General features: G+C 31.7%; 18 protein-coding genes. 5 read left to right on the forward strand and 13 right to left on the reverse strand.

All coding sequences use genetic code 11. The annotated features are described in order from the left end of the window. Window positions 1–12: 12 nt before the first annotated feature. From AA076_RS09770 to AA076_RS15280, 5 genes are all read right to left on the reverse strand, one after another. Window positions 13–327: a YfhH family protein gene (locus AA076_RS09770; RefSeq protein ID WP_000435806.1), complete on the reverse strand. Its 315-nt coding sequence runs from the start codon at window positions 325–327 to the stop codon at window positions 13–15. Beyond that, window positions 305–1,123 (reverse strand): recombination regulator RecX, encoded by an 819-nt coding sequence (gene recX / locus AA076_RS09775; RefSeq protein ID WP_001124419.1) that lies wholly within the window; start codon window positions 1,121–1,123, stop codon window positions 305–307. The genes AA076_RS09770 and recX overlap by 23 nt, the downstream gene beginning before the upstream one ends. Before the next feature lie 260 nt (window positions 1,124–1,383). Next, window positions 1,384–2,193, reverse strand: coding sequence for a monofunctional peptidoglycan glycosyltransferase SgtB (sgtB, locus tag AA076_RS09780; RefSeq protein WP_000830380.1), 810 nt, complete (start codon window positions 2,191–2,193; stop codon window positions 1,384–1,386). 340 nt (window positions 2,194–2,533) lie between these two features. Further along, on the reverse strand, window positions 2,534–3,049 hold the full coding sequence (locus AA076_RS09785) for a type 1 glutamine amidotransferase domain-containing protein (RefSeq protein ID WP_000163283.1): 516 nt from the start codon (window positions 3,047–3,049) through the stop codon (window positions 2,534–2,536). A 130-nt stretch (window positions 3,050–3,179) separates the two neighbouring features. Beyond that, window positions 3,180–3,341, reverse strand: coding sequence for an SE1561 family protein (locus AA076_RS15280; protein WP_001005407.1), 162 nt, complete (start codon window positions 3,339–3,341; stop codon window positions 3,180–3,182). Between the two features lie 223 nt (window positions 3,342–3,564). Between AA076_RS15280 and yfkAB the strand changes: the two genes are divergently transcribed. Beyond that, window positions 3,565–4,716 (forward strand): radical SAM/CxCxxxxC motif protein YfkAB, encoded by a 1,152-nt coding sequence (gene yfkAB / locus AA076_RS09795; RefSeq protein ID WP_001089613.1) that lies wholly within the window; start codon window positions 3,565–3,567, stop codon window positions 4,714–4,716. A 259-nt stretch (window positions 4,717–4,975) separates the two neighbouring features. On the opposite strand, the gene AA076_RS09800 is transcribed toward yfkAB, so the two are convergent. The 3 genes from AA076_RS09800 to AA076_RS09810 all read right to left on the reverse strand — a co-directional run bounded on the left by AA076_RS09800 (window position 4,976) and on the right by AA076_RS09810 (window position 7,055). Then, window positions 4,976–5,506 (reverse strand): acyl-CoA thioesterase, encoded by a 531-nt coding sequence (locus tag AA076_RS09800; protein ID WP_000184383.1) that lies wholly within the window; start codon window positions 5,504–5,506, stop codon window positions 4,976–4,978. A gap of 89 nt (window positions 5,507–5,595) precedes the next feature. After that, window positions 5,596–6,852, reverse strand: coding sequence for an aminopeptidase (locus tag AA076_RS09805; protein ID WP_001795438.1), 1,257 nt, complete (start codon window positions 6,850–6,852; stop codon window positions 5,596–5,598). A 2-nt stretch (window positions 6,853–6,854) separates the two neighbouring features. Next, a complete protein-coding gene (locus tag AA076_RS09810; protein ID WP_000180461.1) occupies window positions 6,855–7,055 on the reverse strand; it encodes a DUF1128 family protein in 201 nt (66 codons plus the stop codon). Between the two features lie 146 nt (window positions 7,056–7,201). On the opposite strand from AA076_RS09810, the gene AA076_RS09815 reads away from it, so the two are divergent. From AA076_RS09815 to AA076_RS09825, 3 genes are all read left to right on the forward strand, one after another. Continuing rightward, window positions 7,202–7,666 (forward strand): low molecular weight protein-tyrosine-phosphatase, encoded by a 465-nt coding sequence (locus AA076_RS09815; protein WP_000228666.1) that lies wholly within the window; start codon window positions 7,202–7,204, stop codon window positions 7,664–7,666. 6 nt (window positions 7,667–7,672) lie between these two features. Next, window positions 7,673–7,948 (forward strand): YtxH domain-containing protein, encoded by a 276-nt coding sequence (locus AA076_RS09820; RefSeq protein WP_000428172.1) that lies wholly within the window; start codon window positions 7,673–7,675, stop codon window positions 7,946–7,948. 277 nt (window positions 7,949–8,225) lie between these two features. Then, window positions 8,226–9,443 (forward strand): YihY/virulence factor BrkB family protein, encoded by a 1,218-nt coding sequence (locus tag AA076_RS09825; protein ID WP_000037075.1) that lies wholly within the window; start codon window positions 8,226–8,228, stop codon window positions 9,441–9,443. A 115-nt stretch (window positions 9,444–9,558) separates the two neighbouring features. Here AA076_RS09825 and vraR read toward each other — a convergent pair whose 3' ends face one another. The 5 genes from vraR to map all read right to left on the reverse strand — a co-directional run bounded on the left by vraR (window position 9,559) and on the right by map (window position 13,295). Further along, window positions 9,559–10,188 carry a response regulator transcription factor VraR gene (gene vraR / locus AA076_RS09830; RefSeq protein WP_000153530.1) on the reverse strand — a complete coding sequence of 210 codons (630 nt, stop codon included), beginning with the start codon at window positions 10,186–10,188 and terminating at the stop codon, window positions 9,559–9,561. Further along, window positions 10,178–11,221 (reverse strand): sensor histidine kinase VraS, encoded by a 1,044-nt coding sequence (vraS, locus tag AA076_RS09835; protein WP_001017131.1) that lies wholly within the window; start codon window positions 11,219–11,221, stop codon window positions 10,178–10,180. The genes vraR and vraS overlap by 11 nt, the downstream gene beginning before the upstream one ends. Then, entirely contained in the window at window positions 11,218–11,919 is a 702-nt protein-coding gene (gene vraT / locus AA076_RS09840) for a cell wall-active antibiotics response protein VraT (RefSeq protein ID WP_000149064.1), read from the reverse strand. Before vraT ends, vraS begins: the two co-directional genes overlap by 4 nt. 14 nt (window positions 11,920–11,933) lie before the next feature. Beyond that, complete coding sequence (locus AA076_RS09845) at window positions 11,934–12,320, reverse strand: hypothetical protein (RefSeq protein WP_001110179.1); 387 nt, start codon at window positions 12,318–12,320, stop codon at window positions 11,934–11,936. A 216-nt stretch (window positions 12,321–12,536) separates the two neighbouring features. Further along, window positions 12,537–13,295 carry a type I methionyl aminopeptidase gene (map, locus tag AA076_RS09850; RefSeq protein WP_000636142.1) on the reverse strand — a complete coding sequence of 253 codons (759 nt, stop codon included), beginning with the start codon at window positions 13,293–13,295 and terminating at the stop codon, window positions 12,537–12,539. 527 nt (window positions 13,296–13,822) lie between these two features. Between map and AA076_RS09860 the strand changes: the two genes are divergently transcribed. Then, on the forward strand, window positions 13,823–14,809 hold the full coding sequence (locus AA076_RS09860) for an FUSC family protein (RefSeq protein WP_000999713.1): 987 nt from the start codon (window positions 13,823–13,825) through the stop codon (window positions 14,807–14,809). Window position 14,810: the final 1 nt, after the last annotated feature.

Genomic DNA, 14,810 nt, shown 5'->3' on the forward strand with positions numbered 1-14,810 from the left:
ATTTTCATCCTTCTATAATTGTAATAACGCTATAGGTAATCCTTCTTCGGGTTCATCGCTATTAAATCTAAACCCCCACGCAAAAATACCTTTTAATCTTTCTACTTTAAAATATTGATTACTGCCATCAGTCAGTTTATAAATTTTACCAATTTCTATCTTTTTTCTGTCTACTAAGTAACTTTCGGCAACAATTACTTTACTTTGATAAACGTCATATTCATTTAAAATACCATTCATCTCAGCTTTTCTCATTTTCTCTTTATAAAGTTGTATTTCGTGTCTTAATTCTGGCTCAGACATCTCACTCAATTTCTTCTGTTCCATCGGCAATACCACTTTCTTCTAATTTAGCTTTAATTTTATCATATTTATATCCTTTTCTCATAAGGCCTTCGATAGTTTTTGAAATTAATTTCTGTTGCGTGTACTTCTTTCGATTTTTATTATAAATTTTTTCTAAATCTCGTTGTAATAAATCGTCTAAAACCGCTTCATCTTGTGTAAAATCCATTTCATTCAATACAGCATGAATGGTTTCCATTTCAAACCCTTTTTGAATTAAAGATTGCATTACTTTTTCTTTAACTTTATTTTGTGGCCCTTTTTTTGTTTTAGATATTTTTTCAGCAATTTGGATAATATCATCAAGTTCCTGTTGTTCTCTATAAAGTTCTGTAAATATTTCAATGATATTTGGTTCTATACCAAGTTGATATAGTTTTTGTTGATAAATTTTAGGTCCTTTATCTGTCGTGCGAATCATTGTATTTTTTAAACTTTCCGCATAATCTTGATGGTCGATTAACTTTTCGCGATAACAATATTCAATCACTTCAGAAATCGCTTGCTCTGATATCTCTTCTTTTTGTAAATATTGTATAACTTCTTTTTCAGTTCTCTTTTTATATGATAAATATTGGATTGCTTTATTTAAACCTATGCGATAATGATCATACTTTTGAATCTCTGCCATGTCAGCAGCTTCAAGTTGTTGCCCTTTTTTTAAATTAAATTTGACTAATGTATCAATATCTATACCCATTTCAAATTGTTCGTCTAAAAAAAGATTAAACCGTTCTTTGTTTTTCTTTTGAACTTCTATTTTAGTAATCTTCGGCACTGGATCACCCCGTTACTTTCTTAAGTTTTAATACAATACTCTTTTATTATTCAATAAGCCACTTCCTATAGCAAATGTTTAACTTTAAATATTTTTCGATGCTAACAAAAAATCACACTATCATCTTTTAAAATGAAAGTGTGATTACAAGCAAATCTGTAAAATTTATAAAGCAGAAACAATTCAACTTTATCATTATGACATTTCAATTAAACCTTCTACATTATAGTTCCAAGCATCTTACACATGAATGCAAGTATTTAACGATTTAATTGTGACATAGCCTGTTGATATTGTGTTTCATTGATATAATTTTGTTGCTTCATTTTTTCTAAGTTCGTGCTTACACGTTGCGTAAAATTCTCTGACATATTATTGATATTATATACGCTAGGTGCATTGACTTTACTAGCTAAAATAGCGCTTTGTAAAACTGTTATGTGAGACATTGTTGTACTATTTTTATTCACGGTTGTTCCAAAGTAATGGTTTGCTGCGCCCTCAAGCGTATATTGATTATCCCCAAAGTAAATATTATTTAAATAAAAGCTTAAAATTTCGTTCTTATTATATTGTTTTTCAACTCGATGAGCTACAAATAATTCTTTTACTTTTCTAGTAAATGAACGATCATTATCATAAAAATAATTTTTGACAACTTGTTGTGTAATGGTACTACCACCTTGCACATCTCTGTCGCTAATCGTTGAAAATAAAGCTCTAGTTGTACCTTTCAAATCGAATCCATGATGATTGTAGAATCGTTCATCTTCCATTGAAATAAAGGCACCTTTAACATACTCTGGCATGTTATCAGCTGACACAAAACTACTTTTATTTTCAATTTTTCTTAGTTCATCCACATTATCGCGTGTAGATAAAAAATACATGATACCAATAAACAATGCGATAATGATTAGAATGGTTAATAATATTTTTAATAGTATTCGTTTACTTTTTTTCTTTTTCGGCGGTTTGCCAACTGGTTGATAATACGTATTATAGTGAGGTTCGTGTTTCATATGCTCAAAATGTTCATTTGAGTTTGAGTACCTATCGCTTCTTTTCATGCGTTTGCTCCTTCTTTTAAAACTCACTTAGTATATACCTTGAGTTTACCAGTACTATCACAAATAGGCTACACTTTTTGGGAAAATCAGTCCAAGGGCTTACAATCGTATACGCCATCATACTTACTTTTTTGTTTTTTGAAAAAATTATAGATAAATCATTGCAATTTTAAATATTAATCATGTCAAATATTGTTATATTTTATAAAAATAAAAGACCATCCCTATTAAATGCCAATAGAGACGACCTTTTATTTGTTATTCATTTATTAAAACTAAAATCCATATTTCATTTCAAACGAAAATATATAAATTTTAACAATCGATAACCACAATACTTCTATTGTAATTGTTTAACGATTTCTCGATTAAAATCATCTAAATCGTCTGGTACTCGACTTGTTACAATATTGTTGTCTACAACTACTGACTCATCAACTACATGTGCGCCTGCATTTGATAAATCTTTGCGTACATTTAATACTGCTGTTAACGTACGACCTTTTAAATCGTCTGTATCTATTAGTATTTGTGGCCCATGACAAATGGCAAATGTTGGTACATCATTTTTAGTAAAGTATTTAGCAAATGTGCCATATCGACCTTCTGTATCTCCACGTAAATGATCTGGTGAAAATCCTCCAGGAATTAATAATGCATCATAATCTTCTGGTTTAGCTTCTGCAATGCCTACATCGACAGTAACTTTTTCACCGTGTTTACCAACAACTTCACTATTTGCAGTATCTCCAATCACTACAGTATTAAAGCCTGCATTCTCTAATGCCTCTTTAGGGCTTGAATATTCTATATCTTCAAATTCGTTTGCTAGAATAATTGCTACTTTTTTAGTCATTGAAAATCACCTTTCTATATATCATTGATATAATTACTATAGACAAGTAAATCAGTGATTAAACATACAAGATATAAAAAATATTAAGCGACTGTCGCGATATCTAACCCTAACACATCTTATGTGGCATTTACTTAGATACTAATTTAACCTTTTCTTCAAGCTGATCTAACAATCCAATCCATTCATCTATATCTTCAACACGTACTTCATCAGGATTTACATGATCGATATCCTCAATAAACTTATTTAAACGCGCTTTTATCTGTTCGATTGTTTGCTGTTCATTCATAAAAAGTTAACTCCTTTTATTTTGTTTTCTTTTTCATTATTATCCTAACAGAAATTGCGTTAAAGCGATATAATCTTAGCTATATTTATGACATTCAAATTATTTTGACTTTTAAAAATCCCCTTTTCAATTAACTAAAATTAAGAGATAATTTGTTACGAGTGATAATACGAAGTGGTATCATACCGATATGAACCAAATAGAAAGAAGGAAGTTTAAGACGATGAATAGCGTCAAATTGAAGCAACCTGTTAGCATTTACAATGATCCATGGGAAGCATATAACGATGTTAAAGAACATGGCCAATTAACTTTAAGTAACATCGAATTTACAACTACAAATCTTTGTAATATGCGTTGTAGCCACTGTGCAGTTGGTTATACTTTACAAACTGTCGACCCCGAGCCTTTAGATATGGACTTAATTTATCGTAGACTTGATGAAATTCCAAATCTGCGAACGATGTCTATTACAGGTGGCGAACCAATGTTTTCTAAAAAGTCTATTAGAAATGTTGTTAAACCTCTATTAAAGTATGCACATCATCGAGGTATATATACACAAATGAATTCAAACCTAACATTGCCTCAAGATCGTTATTTAGATATTGCTGAATATATCGATGTTATGCATATCTCACACAACTGGGGAACAACTGATGAATTCGCAAATGTTGGCTTTGGCGCAATGAAGAAGCAACCACCGTTAAAAGCTAAGTTAAAATTATATGAACAAATGATTTCGAATGCACGTACATTATCAGAACAAGGAATGTTTGTATCTGCGGAAACAATGCTCAATCAAAGTACGCTACCACATTTACGAAAAATACATCAAGAAGTCGTTCATGATATGAAATGTAGCAGACACGAGATTCACCCTATGTATCCAGCTGACTTTGCAAGTCAATTAAATGTGTTAACTCTAGCGGAAATGAAAAAGACAATTCATGATATATTGGATTTCAGAGATGAAGATATTTGGATGTTATTTGGTACTTTGCCTGTGTTTCCATGCTTAAAGGATGATGAAGATCAAAAGTTACTATCACGTTTAAGAAATGCTAAAAATGTAACGACTAGAAATGACCCGGATGGCCGTAGTCGTTTAAATGTCAATGTATTTACAGGTAATGTAATCGTAACTGATTTCGGAGATGAAACAGGTACAATTTCGAATATACAAAAAGATAAATTAACAGATGTATTTGATAAATGGTTATCCTCTGATCTTGCTAAATCATTAAATTGTCATTGTTCCGAGTTTAGTTGTTTAGGACCAAATGTTCTTGTTAAAAATATGTACTATCCGAATATGGATTTTAAAGATAATGAGCGTCATATGCACAAACAACCACAAATTATACAATTTTAAAAACTCTTAATTATGCGGAGAAGCACTTTATCGATAAGTAGTCTCCGCATATTTTAATGCTATTATAAAATAAAAAACAATTAATTGCTGGCAGTACTCTACTTAAATAATAAAGGGCATTTAATAGGACTAATAGTCTATAATAAAAGGGGTAAATTTTAACTAAAAGCATAAACGTGCATAATCAAAAAGACAGATTGTAGGTGGAATATTCGAACATAACAGTTCAATTCATCCTTAACAATCTGTCTTTATATTTTTAGTCTCTAATATGTTGCACTTGAGCTAAATATTCAATTGTTTGTTTACTTTCAATGCGACGTGCTTTTCTTCGTTCAACACGTTGTGGTGCTGTATCATAAAACCATTTTTCAACATCATCTTCTGGATATACACCAGGTACATGTTTAGGTTTGCCTTCATCATCTAACGCAACAAATGTTAAGTAACTTAATGCAGCTAAATCATGCTTGTTATTAAATACATCGTCAATTCTAATTTGAACGACCACTTCCATTGAACTAGTCCCAGCGTATGAAACCATCGCTACGTATTGTAATATGTCCCCTGTTTTAATCGGCTTTAAGAAATCTACTGAGTCTGTAGATGCGGTAACTACTTGCGCACCAGCATGTTTCATAGCTGTGATTGCTGCAATTTCATCAATATTAGCCATCAATGTACCACCAAACATTGTATGATGGTGATTCGTATCTTGAGGGAAAACTTGTCTATTTTTATAACATTTTGATTCTGACATAGATTTCATTGGTCTGTCCTGATTTGTCATTATTTTATCTCCCAATCTATACTTTAATCACGTATTTGACCTTTAAATACATGTTTCATTTCCTACTCAGCACCTCAAAATAACATTTATTAAAATGTTGATGCCCAATTTCCATTTTCAAATACTAGTTCTTTTGAACCATCTTCGAATATGCCATAAATAGTCAAATCACTACTACCAATCATGAAATCGACATGTACATTTGAATCATTTAATCCGCTTGCAATCTTTTCCTCAACAGTCATTTCCGTTCCACCTTGAATATTAAAGGCGTAAGCAGATCCAATCGCTAAATGACATGCTGCATTTTCATCAAATAAAGTATTGTAAAAAATGGTATTACGATTTGATATCGGTGAATCATCAGGTACTAATGCTACTTCACCTAATCTTCTTGAACCTTCATCAGTATTGATTAAATCTTTCAATACCGCTTCACCTTTTCCAGCTGAAAAATCAATAATCTCTCCATCTTTAAACATCAATTTAAATTGATCGATAATTGTGCCATTATAACTTAAAGGCAATTTATTAGTAACATATCCATCTACTCTATTTCGATCTGGTGCTGTAAATACTTCTTCAGTTGGTATATTAGCAATAAAAGCTTGTTCCTTGCCGTTAACATAACTTGTAGCATCTTCCCAGATATGATTTTTCGCTAAACCTACTGTTAAATCAGTACCTTCAGATACATAATGCAACGCATGGTAATTTTTTTGTTGTAACTTTTGAGCGTAAACACTTAAATTAGCGATGTGTTGACGCCAATTTTCAACTGGATCGTTACCATCAATTCGCACAATATCGAATACCTCGTCAATAAACTTAATATATGCTTCTTCTACAGATAGTTCAGGATACACTCTCTTCGCCCAAGCTTTAGATGGAAAAGCAGCTACGACCCATGGAAATTGATTTTTTTGTACACTTTCCATATATCCTTTAAATGCGCGTGCGTTTTGTTGTTGAAATGCTTGTAATTTTTGGCTATCGATACCATCCATTAAATCAGGATCTTCACTAATAAGTGCTAAATTAGCAGCGCCACGTTTAACGTAATCCATTCTCGCTTCAACATCATATGATTTTATCTCATGATTAGCAAAATGTTCCACAGATTCATTTTCAAATTTTAAGCGTTTTAAGGTTGGATCGCTATATACAACACGTACATCTGAAGCGCCACAATGATATGCTTCTTCTACAATTAAATGCGTTAATTCTAATGTTTCTACTGATGATCTAATAAATACTGGCTGTTTTGGTTGAACATTCATACCAACCTTAACTAATAGTTCAGCGTATTGTTGTAACTTTTCTTTGTAATTAGTCAAAATTCCCACTCCTATTCGTGTCGCAATTGTCCTAAAGCGTCAGCAATAGCTGTCACTTCACTTGGCGACAATCTTTCTCTTGATTGAACAAAATCATATATATCTGTTAATTCTTCTTCATTTGCATTTTTATATTTTTCAGGATCTAATAATCCTTGATTAACAATATTTAACTTCTCTCTAATAGCTAATACTTTCTCTTCATTTGTCATAGCCACAATGTTCACCTCTAATAATAGTTATGTTATCAAAGTATCACAATTTAATAAACTTTAATAGAATTTTATATAATCTGCTTTCTTATTGTTTAAAGTCGCTATAAAATGGGGATATAACTACATAGTTTGGAGGAATCAAAATGGTAGATGTAGCATTTGTCTGTCTTGGCAATATATGTCGTTCTCCAATGGCAGAAGCAATCATGCGACAAAGACTTAAAGACAGAAATATTCATGATATTAAAGTACATTCAAGAGGTACTGGTAGCTGGAATTTAGGAGAGCCACCTCATGAAGGTACACAAAAAATTCTCAACAAACACAATATTCCATTTGATGGCATGATTAGTGAATTATTCGAAGCGACAGATGATTTTGATTACATTGTGGCTATGGATCAAAGTAACGTTGATAATATTAAATCTATCAATCCTAATCTTAAGGGACAATTGTTCAAACTGTTAGAATTTAGTAATATGGAAGAGAGTGATGTACCAGATCCATACTACACGAATAATTTTGAAGGTGTATACGACATGGTATTATCATCTTGTGATAATTTAATAGACTACATCGTAAAAGATGCAAATTTGAAAGAGGGGTAGTTTTTTATGGAAAATAAATTTGTTCCTGGTATTTTAATTGGTGCCGTAATTGGTGGTGCAATTAGTTTAGCTGATAAATCTACACGTCAAGCTTTAGTTCAATCAGTTAAAGATGCAAAAAATGGTAACCGCACTCGTAAGCCTTCTAAAGTCAGCAAGATTAAAGACGAAGTTTTATACTGGAAAGATGTTGTTGAAGAAATTCGTCGTAATAATCCTGAATTAGAACGTTCATTAAAGGATGCGAAAGAAACATTTGTTAATAGAAAAAATCAACGCTAAGATGATTTTGTTTTTATAAGGCAATACTTAACAATTTGGTGTACGCCTTTCATAGTTATCATTATTAAATGATAATACAATGATTGGCCAAACTGCATTGTTTCAGTATTGCCTTTGTTTTAATTTTAAATCAAAATAGCCTATGAAAGATTTAAATCAATTAATTTCTATAATATTATCATTTTTAAAGCATATCATTGTTTAGTTTTTTTATAATTGGATAAATACTAATAGTTACTTTATAAAACATTACATAGAGAAAGGTTAAGGAGTGCACATGTCGAAAAAGGATCACTCTTCTTCAAAATACCTTAATTCTGTTAAGGAAGCGCAAGAGGAGTCAAAAAAGAAAAATAAAAGTAATCCCAAAATTGATGTTGATCGTACATATATTGAACCTCAACAATTCCAATCTAAGAAACCTAAAAAAGATGATCAGGTTTTCTTCTTATCAAGATTAAATAAACCTGCAAAATATAAGAAAGACTCTAATTTCTTATCATATCTCATCTATCGCATAGGAAAAGATGATGCCTCAGGACTAGCAGCACAAATGACTTACCATTTCGTACTTGCTATGTTCCCTATGTTGCTTTTCCTATTAACATTATTACCATTTTTCAATATTAAGCAGAGTCAAATTACTAATATGTTAAGCAATGCACCCGCTGAAACATCTACTCTAATTAAGAGTGTAATTGGTGATATAACTCAAAACTCCAGTGGTGGCTTATTATCTATCGGTTTGATTTTAGCAATTTGGTCAGCTTCAAATGGAATGACTGCAATTATGAATTCTTTCAATGTTGCTTACGATGTAGAAGATAGCCGTAATGGAATCGTATTAAAACTACTAAGTGTTGTCTTCACTGTAGTTATGGGCGTTGTGTTTGTAGTTGCTCTAGCATTACCAACGCTTGGTTCTGTAATTAGTCATTTCCTATTCGGTCCACTTGGATTTGACGAACAAGTGAAATGGATTTTTAACCTTATTAGAATTGTGTTACCAATCATTATTATATTTATCATATTTATCGTGTTATATTCGGTTGCACCTAACGTTAAAACGAAGCTTAAGTCAGTATTACCAGGTGCAGTATTTACTTCAATTATTTGGTTAGCTGGTTCATTTGGTTTTGGTTGGTATATTTCAAATTTTGGTAACTATTCTAAAACATATGGCAGTATCGCGGGTATCATCATTTTGTTACTATGGTTATATATCACAAGTTTTATTATAATTGTCGGTGCTGAAATCAATGCAATCATTCATCAGCGTAGTGTAATTAAAGGTAAAACACCTGAAGAAGCAGCATTAGAACATGATGACAATAATAAAAATCATTATAATGAGAACACTAGATACGAATATGATGAAGATAGTAATGCAACACATCAACGTACGTATCATGTTGATGAACATCCTAGTGATACCTATCCAGAAGATGATAAAAATATAAAAGACAAAATCGTTGATAAGCTTAAAAAAGACTAAACACCAACAAAACAGAGGTTTTCGCTAATGATTATTGCGAAAACCTCTGTTTTTTGGTGTCTATTTGATGTTATATTGTGATTGGCGTAAGTAACTTTTCTTAATTCGATATGAACTATTGAATTAAATTATGTTGGAATGCATAGATAACAGCTTGTGTTCTATCTTGCACTTCTAACTTACTTAAAATGTTACTCACATGTGTCTTAACCGTTTTAATAGTAATATGCGATGCACTAGCAATTTCTTGATTTGAGTAACCTTTCGCAATCAATAATAATATTTCCATTTCTCGTTCTGTAAGCATTTCATATAACTCTGCGCGCTTTTTCATACGGTTACGCATTTTCACTAAAACTTCCGGTTCAAAAACAGATTCTCCTCTAGAAGTTTTACGAACTGCATCGGCGATATCTTTTGCACTTGTTGTTTTTAAAATGTAACTATCGACACCTGCATCTAATGCACGATATACCTCTTTATCTTCAATAAAACTAGTTAACATTAATACTTTAATTTGCGGTAAATCTTTTTTAATCTGAGTCGTCGCTTCTACACCATCCATGTCATCCATAAGTAAATCCATTAAAATTAAATCTGGCTTCAACTCATGGGCTTTGGCAATTGCTTCTTTACCAGAAGCGCCTTCACCAACTACTTCAATATCACTTTGCGTTGATAGATAACTTGAAATTCCTATACGTACCATTTCATGATCATCCACAAACAATACTTTAATCGTCATACGAATCCTCCTTATTTAAAGGTGCTTTCACCTCGATACGTGTACCTGAATCTGGCAATGATACAATATGGAACGTTGCACCAATTTCCAAAGCTCTTTCACGCATATTTTTAAGTCCATAACTTTGTTCTAATTTTTCATCAACATTAAAACCTTTACCATTATCTTGAATTCTCAACAATAAATAATCGTCTTTATTAAACAATTCTACTGTCACTTTTGTACCGTTTGAATGACGCAATGTATTCGAAATTGCTTCCTGTGTAATTCTGAACAAATGATCTTCAATACCTTTAGGCACTTTAAAATCTTGTATTTCATGCACAACTTTCATTGGCACTTTTTTTTGTAAATCAATAACTAAATCTTTAATACCCTCACCTAAAGATTTGTCTTTTAAACCAAGCGGTCTTAAATGTAACAGCAAAGCACGCATTTCTAACTGCGAATCTTGAACCATTTTCTCTAAAATAGGAATTTGTTGGTCTAATGGTGGTTCTAACTTCGTTTCTTTGATAGCAGATAGCATCATACTTGCCGCAAAAAGTTGCTGACTAACAGAATCGTGAAGTTCTCGTGCTAGTCTTTGACGTTCATCTTCAATAATCTTTTTAACTTTCACATCATTAATATTATAATTTTCATTGGTTAAGTTTTGAGTTTTAAGTCGCAACTTATGCAATTCTTGATTTAAAGGTACGAGTGTATGGTATAAATCTAACGTTTCACTATATATTTCTATATTTTGATCATTAATGCCAACTGTTTCGCCTTCCATTGAACGCTCAATTTGCGTCTTAATCCAATCATTTTGCTGATTGATTTTGTAAGCGAGTACCGAACCAACAATAATACACAATAATATGATGATGAGATTTAAAAATAAAAAAACTGGTATTCCGAATATTTGTGTATAAAACATACCTTGAAAATAGATGATATTTACAAAAACTTTATCGATGAACAGAAATGCAGCTAGCATGCTATATACTAAGATGAGCATTGAACCAATTGTTCTAATGTAGTGGTTCATCGATAAATCACCTCTACGTCTCCGATAAACGTTGATACGTAGATATTAACTGTATAGTTATCCGGTTTCATCATTTCTTCAATATGAATATTGTTATTTTCAACTTTATATGATTTTTCATTCACGTAAGTACTTCCATAAAAAGCAGCTACATGTAAATTAATATTGTAATTAACCGGCAATATAACCTGCACTTTACCTAAAATGTGTCTAACAACAATGGTATTATTTTCCTTAATATTTGCAGCTTTTGTTAAGTCAATATGTAGGTCGCCAATTCCATGTTGAATTTGTACATCTTCCCACTTATATACATAAACTGGTGTACGTTGCTCACCAAACCACTTTTGTTTAATAAAAGATGGTGAAGTCATAACCTCATCCGTCGCAACTACTTTTTTTGGTTTAAACTTGTGTATTAAATAACGCACAATAAGTAATAATAAAAAGACGAACAAGATGATGATTGTATACTTATTAGACAATAATGTGAATGCAATTAATAGCGCGCCTATCCAAAACGCCAAAAGGCCACGTATTTTATGAAAATAAAGATATCCTACATAAACTAATACACATCCCAATAATAGAACGAGTAAAAAGCCAATTTTTTCAAAAAATATGTAGTAAAAATTGGCAATAATCATTAATGCAGTAAAAATGATCAACATTTGCGTTGATATATATTTGTGTGTCATGTTTCGCCGCCTTTCTATGCCACAGCGTTCATATAATTTATTAGATACGATGTTTTTTCTGTTGCTATTTTTTCAGTTGAAGTTTGTTGAATTTGAGTTTCAATTTGTGCATAATATGCTTCAACTTTATTCAACTCTGATTTAATATTTTCAATTTCTTGATTATTGATTTCTCTTGCACATTGAATTTGAAATGCTTCAGCAATATCAATATATTTATTTTCTAATGTTAGCATTAGACTGTCAATTAACTTGCTAAGTTGTTCTTTTTTAGTAATTAAATAACGCATATAATCATCTAAATTTTTCATTTTTTCATCTAGCATTAAAAGGTAGTGCTTGATATTATTTCTTACTGTTGCTCTCAAAAACTGTTCAATATAACGTTCAACATAGTTCATAACTATCACCTTTTATAATAAGTTTTAAAATACCAAATGCGCTATGTATCTTCGTTGATGTCGATGATATGTTTGCTTAAAAACTACTTTGTTACAACATATTTTTGAAATGACGCATTGATTGTGTTCTTAATTATTATAAAACAGTTCCGAAACCAATATGAATAGGCTCCGGAACTAAATGATGTTCATACTTTAGTCTTAGTATATGTTGAACTATTCTTCTTCAATCTTTGTCGTTAAAATCGGACCATCCTTAGTCACGATAACCGTATGCTCAATTTGAGCAACAAAACTTTTATCGCTCGTTTCAAAAGCCCATTCATTTTTACCTTCTGTAACAAATGATGCATTTGATGAGATAAACGGTTCAATAGCTAATACCATACCTTCAGTTAATAATGTTTTGTCTTTTGGATCAAAGTAATTAAGTACATGTGCTGGTGCTTCATGTAATGATAAACCAACACCATGACCTGTTAAGTTTTTAATGACTTTCAAATCATTTTGTCTAGCTGTATTATGCACCGCTTTACCAATGTTACTTAACTTAGTACCCGGTTTTACTTTTGCAATTGCATTCTCAAATGCCATCGTTGCTACGTCACATACTTTTTGTTTCATTGGATCATCTGATTCTCCAACGACAAATGAAATGCCTGTATCTGCATAATAGCCATTCTTCAAAGCCGATACATCAATATTTACTAAATCTCCTTCACGAATGACACGCTTACTTGGAATCCCATGTGCCACCTCTTCATTGACACTAATACACGTTTGACCAGGAAAATTTTCATCATGAATTGGCGCAGAAATAGCACCGTATTCTTCAAATAACTCTTTCGCAATATTATCAAGCTCTTTCGTAGTGATACCTGGTTTGGTTGCAGCTTGCATTGTATTGCGCACTTTAGCGCATATGTATCCAATTTCTTTTAACGCTTGTAATTCTTCTTCTGTTTTTACAATCATTTTATCCCGTTCCTTTTTTATATAATTATAACTTATTATAGCAAAAATTCTTTGATATACTAAAGATGTTACTTTAGTATTTTGGAAAGTGAGTGAGACATAGTGTGATAAAGAAAAAATATTTCTTTATCGTTGTACCCCAACTTGCATTGCCTGTAGAAATTGTAGATCCAATTTCTCTATGTTGGGGCCCCGCCAACCTGCACATTATCGTAAGCTGACTTTTCGTCAGCTTCTGTGTTGGGGCCCCGCCAACCTGCATTGCCTGTAGAATTTCTTTTTTGAAATTCTCTATGTTGGGGCCCCGGACTATAATTGAAAAATGCTTGTTACAAGTGCATTTTATTTCAGTCAACTACTAACAATATAACATTGTGGAGCCCAGAACTTTGATTAATGTATATGAAAATCAAAGTAATGCTTATGTATGATTATTTCAAATATTTTACATACATGAACTTTTCCAATGTACGATACTATTATTATAAAGCGCTCGCTAAGATTTTACGATGATTAGAGGTTAAAAAATGAACGATCAATGGTATAAACATTTAATTGGTGCCAGAACAATTAAAACTGGTATTGCCATTTTTTTAACAGCTGTCTTTTGTATGGCACTAGATTTAACACCCATCTATGCCATTTTAACAGCTGTAGTCACAATTGAACCAACTGCCAAGGCATCACTTATTAAAGGTTATCGTAGATTACCTGCTACGGTAATTGGTGCAGGCTTTGCAGTATTATTTACATATTTATTCGGCGATCAATCACCTTTTACATATGCATTGAGTGCAACGTTCACGATTTTATTCTGTACAAAACTCAAATTGCAAGTTGGTACGAATGTCGCTGTACTAACATCATTAGCTATGATTCCAGGTATTCATGATGCCTACATATTCAACTTTTTGTCTCGAACATTGACAGCAATTATTGGACTCGTGACATCAGGTTTAATTAACTTCATGGTGTTTCCACCTAAGTATTATGGTCAGGTCGAAGAAAAATTAAGTAAGACAGATGCCTTGATGTATAAATTATTTTACAATCGCTGCCAAGAACTTATCTTATCAAGACTGCAATCTGATAAAAGCGAAAAAGCATATAAAAATATTTTCAATTTAAATAATCAAGTTGAAACGTTAATAAGTTATCAACGTGATGAATTAAGCTATCATAAGAAAAAAGAATGTGATTGGAAATTACTCAATCAATTAACTAAACGTGCATATACGAATCGTTTGTTTATCACTCATTTATCAAATATCATTTACTTGCCTAAAAATACTCGTGTTAACTTTTCAGGTGACGAAAAAATGGCATTGCTAAAAATTAGTAGTAGCATCAAAGATATATTTTATGATGGTTCTTTTAAGAGAGAAGATGATTCTGTAGAAACTTTACGTTCGACTATAAAAGCACTTGAAATTAGTGGTGAAAATCAAATTAAAAGTCATATACTATACGAAGTTCTAATGATTTATCGACTGCTAGACAGCAGATATGCTTAAT

It is taken from the genome of Staphylococcus aureus (assembly GCF_001027105.1).
In the GTDB taxonomy this organism is placed as follows: domain Bacteria; phylum Bacillota; class Bacilli; order Staphylococcales; family Staphylococcaceae; genus Staphylococcus; species Staphylococcus aureus.

Excerpts from the sequence above, each read along its gene's own strand:
- AA076_RS09770 (WP_000435806.1), bottom strand. The coding sequence starts at position 327 with ATGGAACAGAAGAAATTGAGTGAGATGTCTGAGCCAGAATTAAGACAC.
- sgtB (WP_000830380.1), bottom strand. The coding sequence starts at position 2,193 with ATGAAAAGAAGCGATAGGTACTCAAACTCAAATGAACATTTTGAGCAT.
- AA076_RS09785 (WP_000163283.1), bottom strand. The coding sequence starts at position 3,049 with ATGACTAAAAAAGTAGCAATTATTCTAGCAAACGAATTTGAAGATATA.
- AA076_RS15280 (WP_001005407.1), bottom strand. The coding sequence starts at position 3,341 with ATGAATGAACAGCAAACAATCGAACAGATAAAAGCGCGTTTAAATAAG.
- yfkAB (WP_001089613.1), top strand. The coding sequence starts at position 3,565 with ATGAATAGCGTCAAATTGAAGCAACCTGTTAGCATTTACAATGATCCA.
- AA076_RS09800 (WP_000184383.1), bottom strand. The coding sequence starts at position 5,506 with ATGACAAATCAGGACAGACCAATGAAATCTATGTCAGAATCAAAATGT.
- AA076_RS09810 (WP_000180461.1), bottom strand. The coding sequence starts at position 7,055 with ATGACAAATGAAGAGAAAGTATTAGCTATTAGAGAGAAGTTAAATATT.
- AA076_RS09815 (WP_000228666.1), top strand. The coding sequence starts at position 7,202 with ATGGTAGATGTAGCATTTGTCTGTCTTGGCAATATATGTCGTTCTCCA.
- AA076_RS09820 (WP_000428172.1), top strand. The coding sequence starts at position 7,673 with ATGGAAAATAAATTTGTTCCTGGTATTTTAATTGGTGCCGTAATTGGT.
- AA076_RS09825 (WP_000037075.1), top strand. The coding sequence starts at position 8,226 with ATGTCGAAAAAGGATCACTCTTCTTCAAAATACCTTAATTCTGTTAAG.
- vraR (WP_000153530.1), bottom strand. The coding sequence starts at position 10,188 with ATGACGATTAAAGTATTGTTTGTGGATGATCATGAAATGGTACGTATA.
- vraS (WP_001017131.1), bottom strand. The coding sequence starts at position 11,221 with ATGAACCACTACATTAGAACAATTGGTTCAATGCTCATCTTAGTATAT.
- vraT (WP_000149064.1), bottom strand. The coding sequence starts at position 11,919 with ATGACACACAAATATATATCAACGCAAATGTTGATCATTTTTACTGCA.
- AA076_RS09845 (WP_001110179.1), bottom strand. The coding sequence starts at position 12,320 with ATGAACTATGTTGAACGTTATATTGAACAGTTTTTGAGAGCAACAGTA.
- map (WP_000636142.1), bottom strand. The coding sequence starts at position 13,295 with ATGATTGTAAAAACAGAAGAAGAATTACAAGCGTTAAAAGAAATTGGA.
- AA076_RS09860 (WP_000999713.1), top strand. The coding sequence starts at position 13,823 with ATGAACGATCAATGGTATAAACATTTAATTGGTGCCAGAACAATTAAA.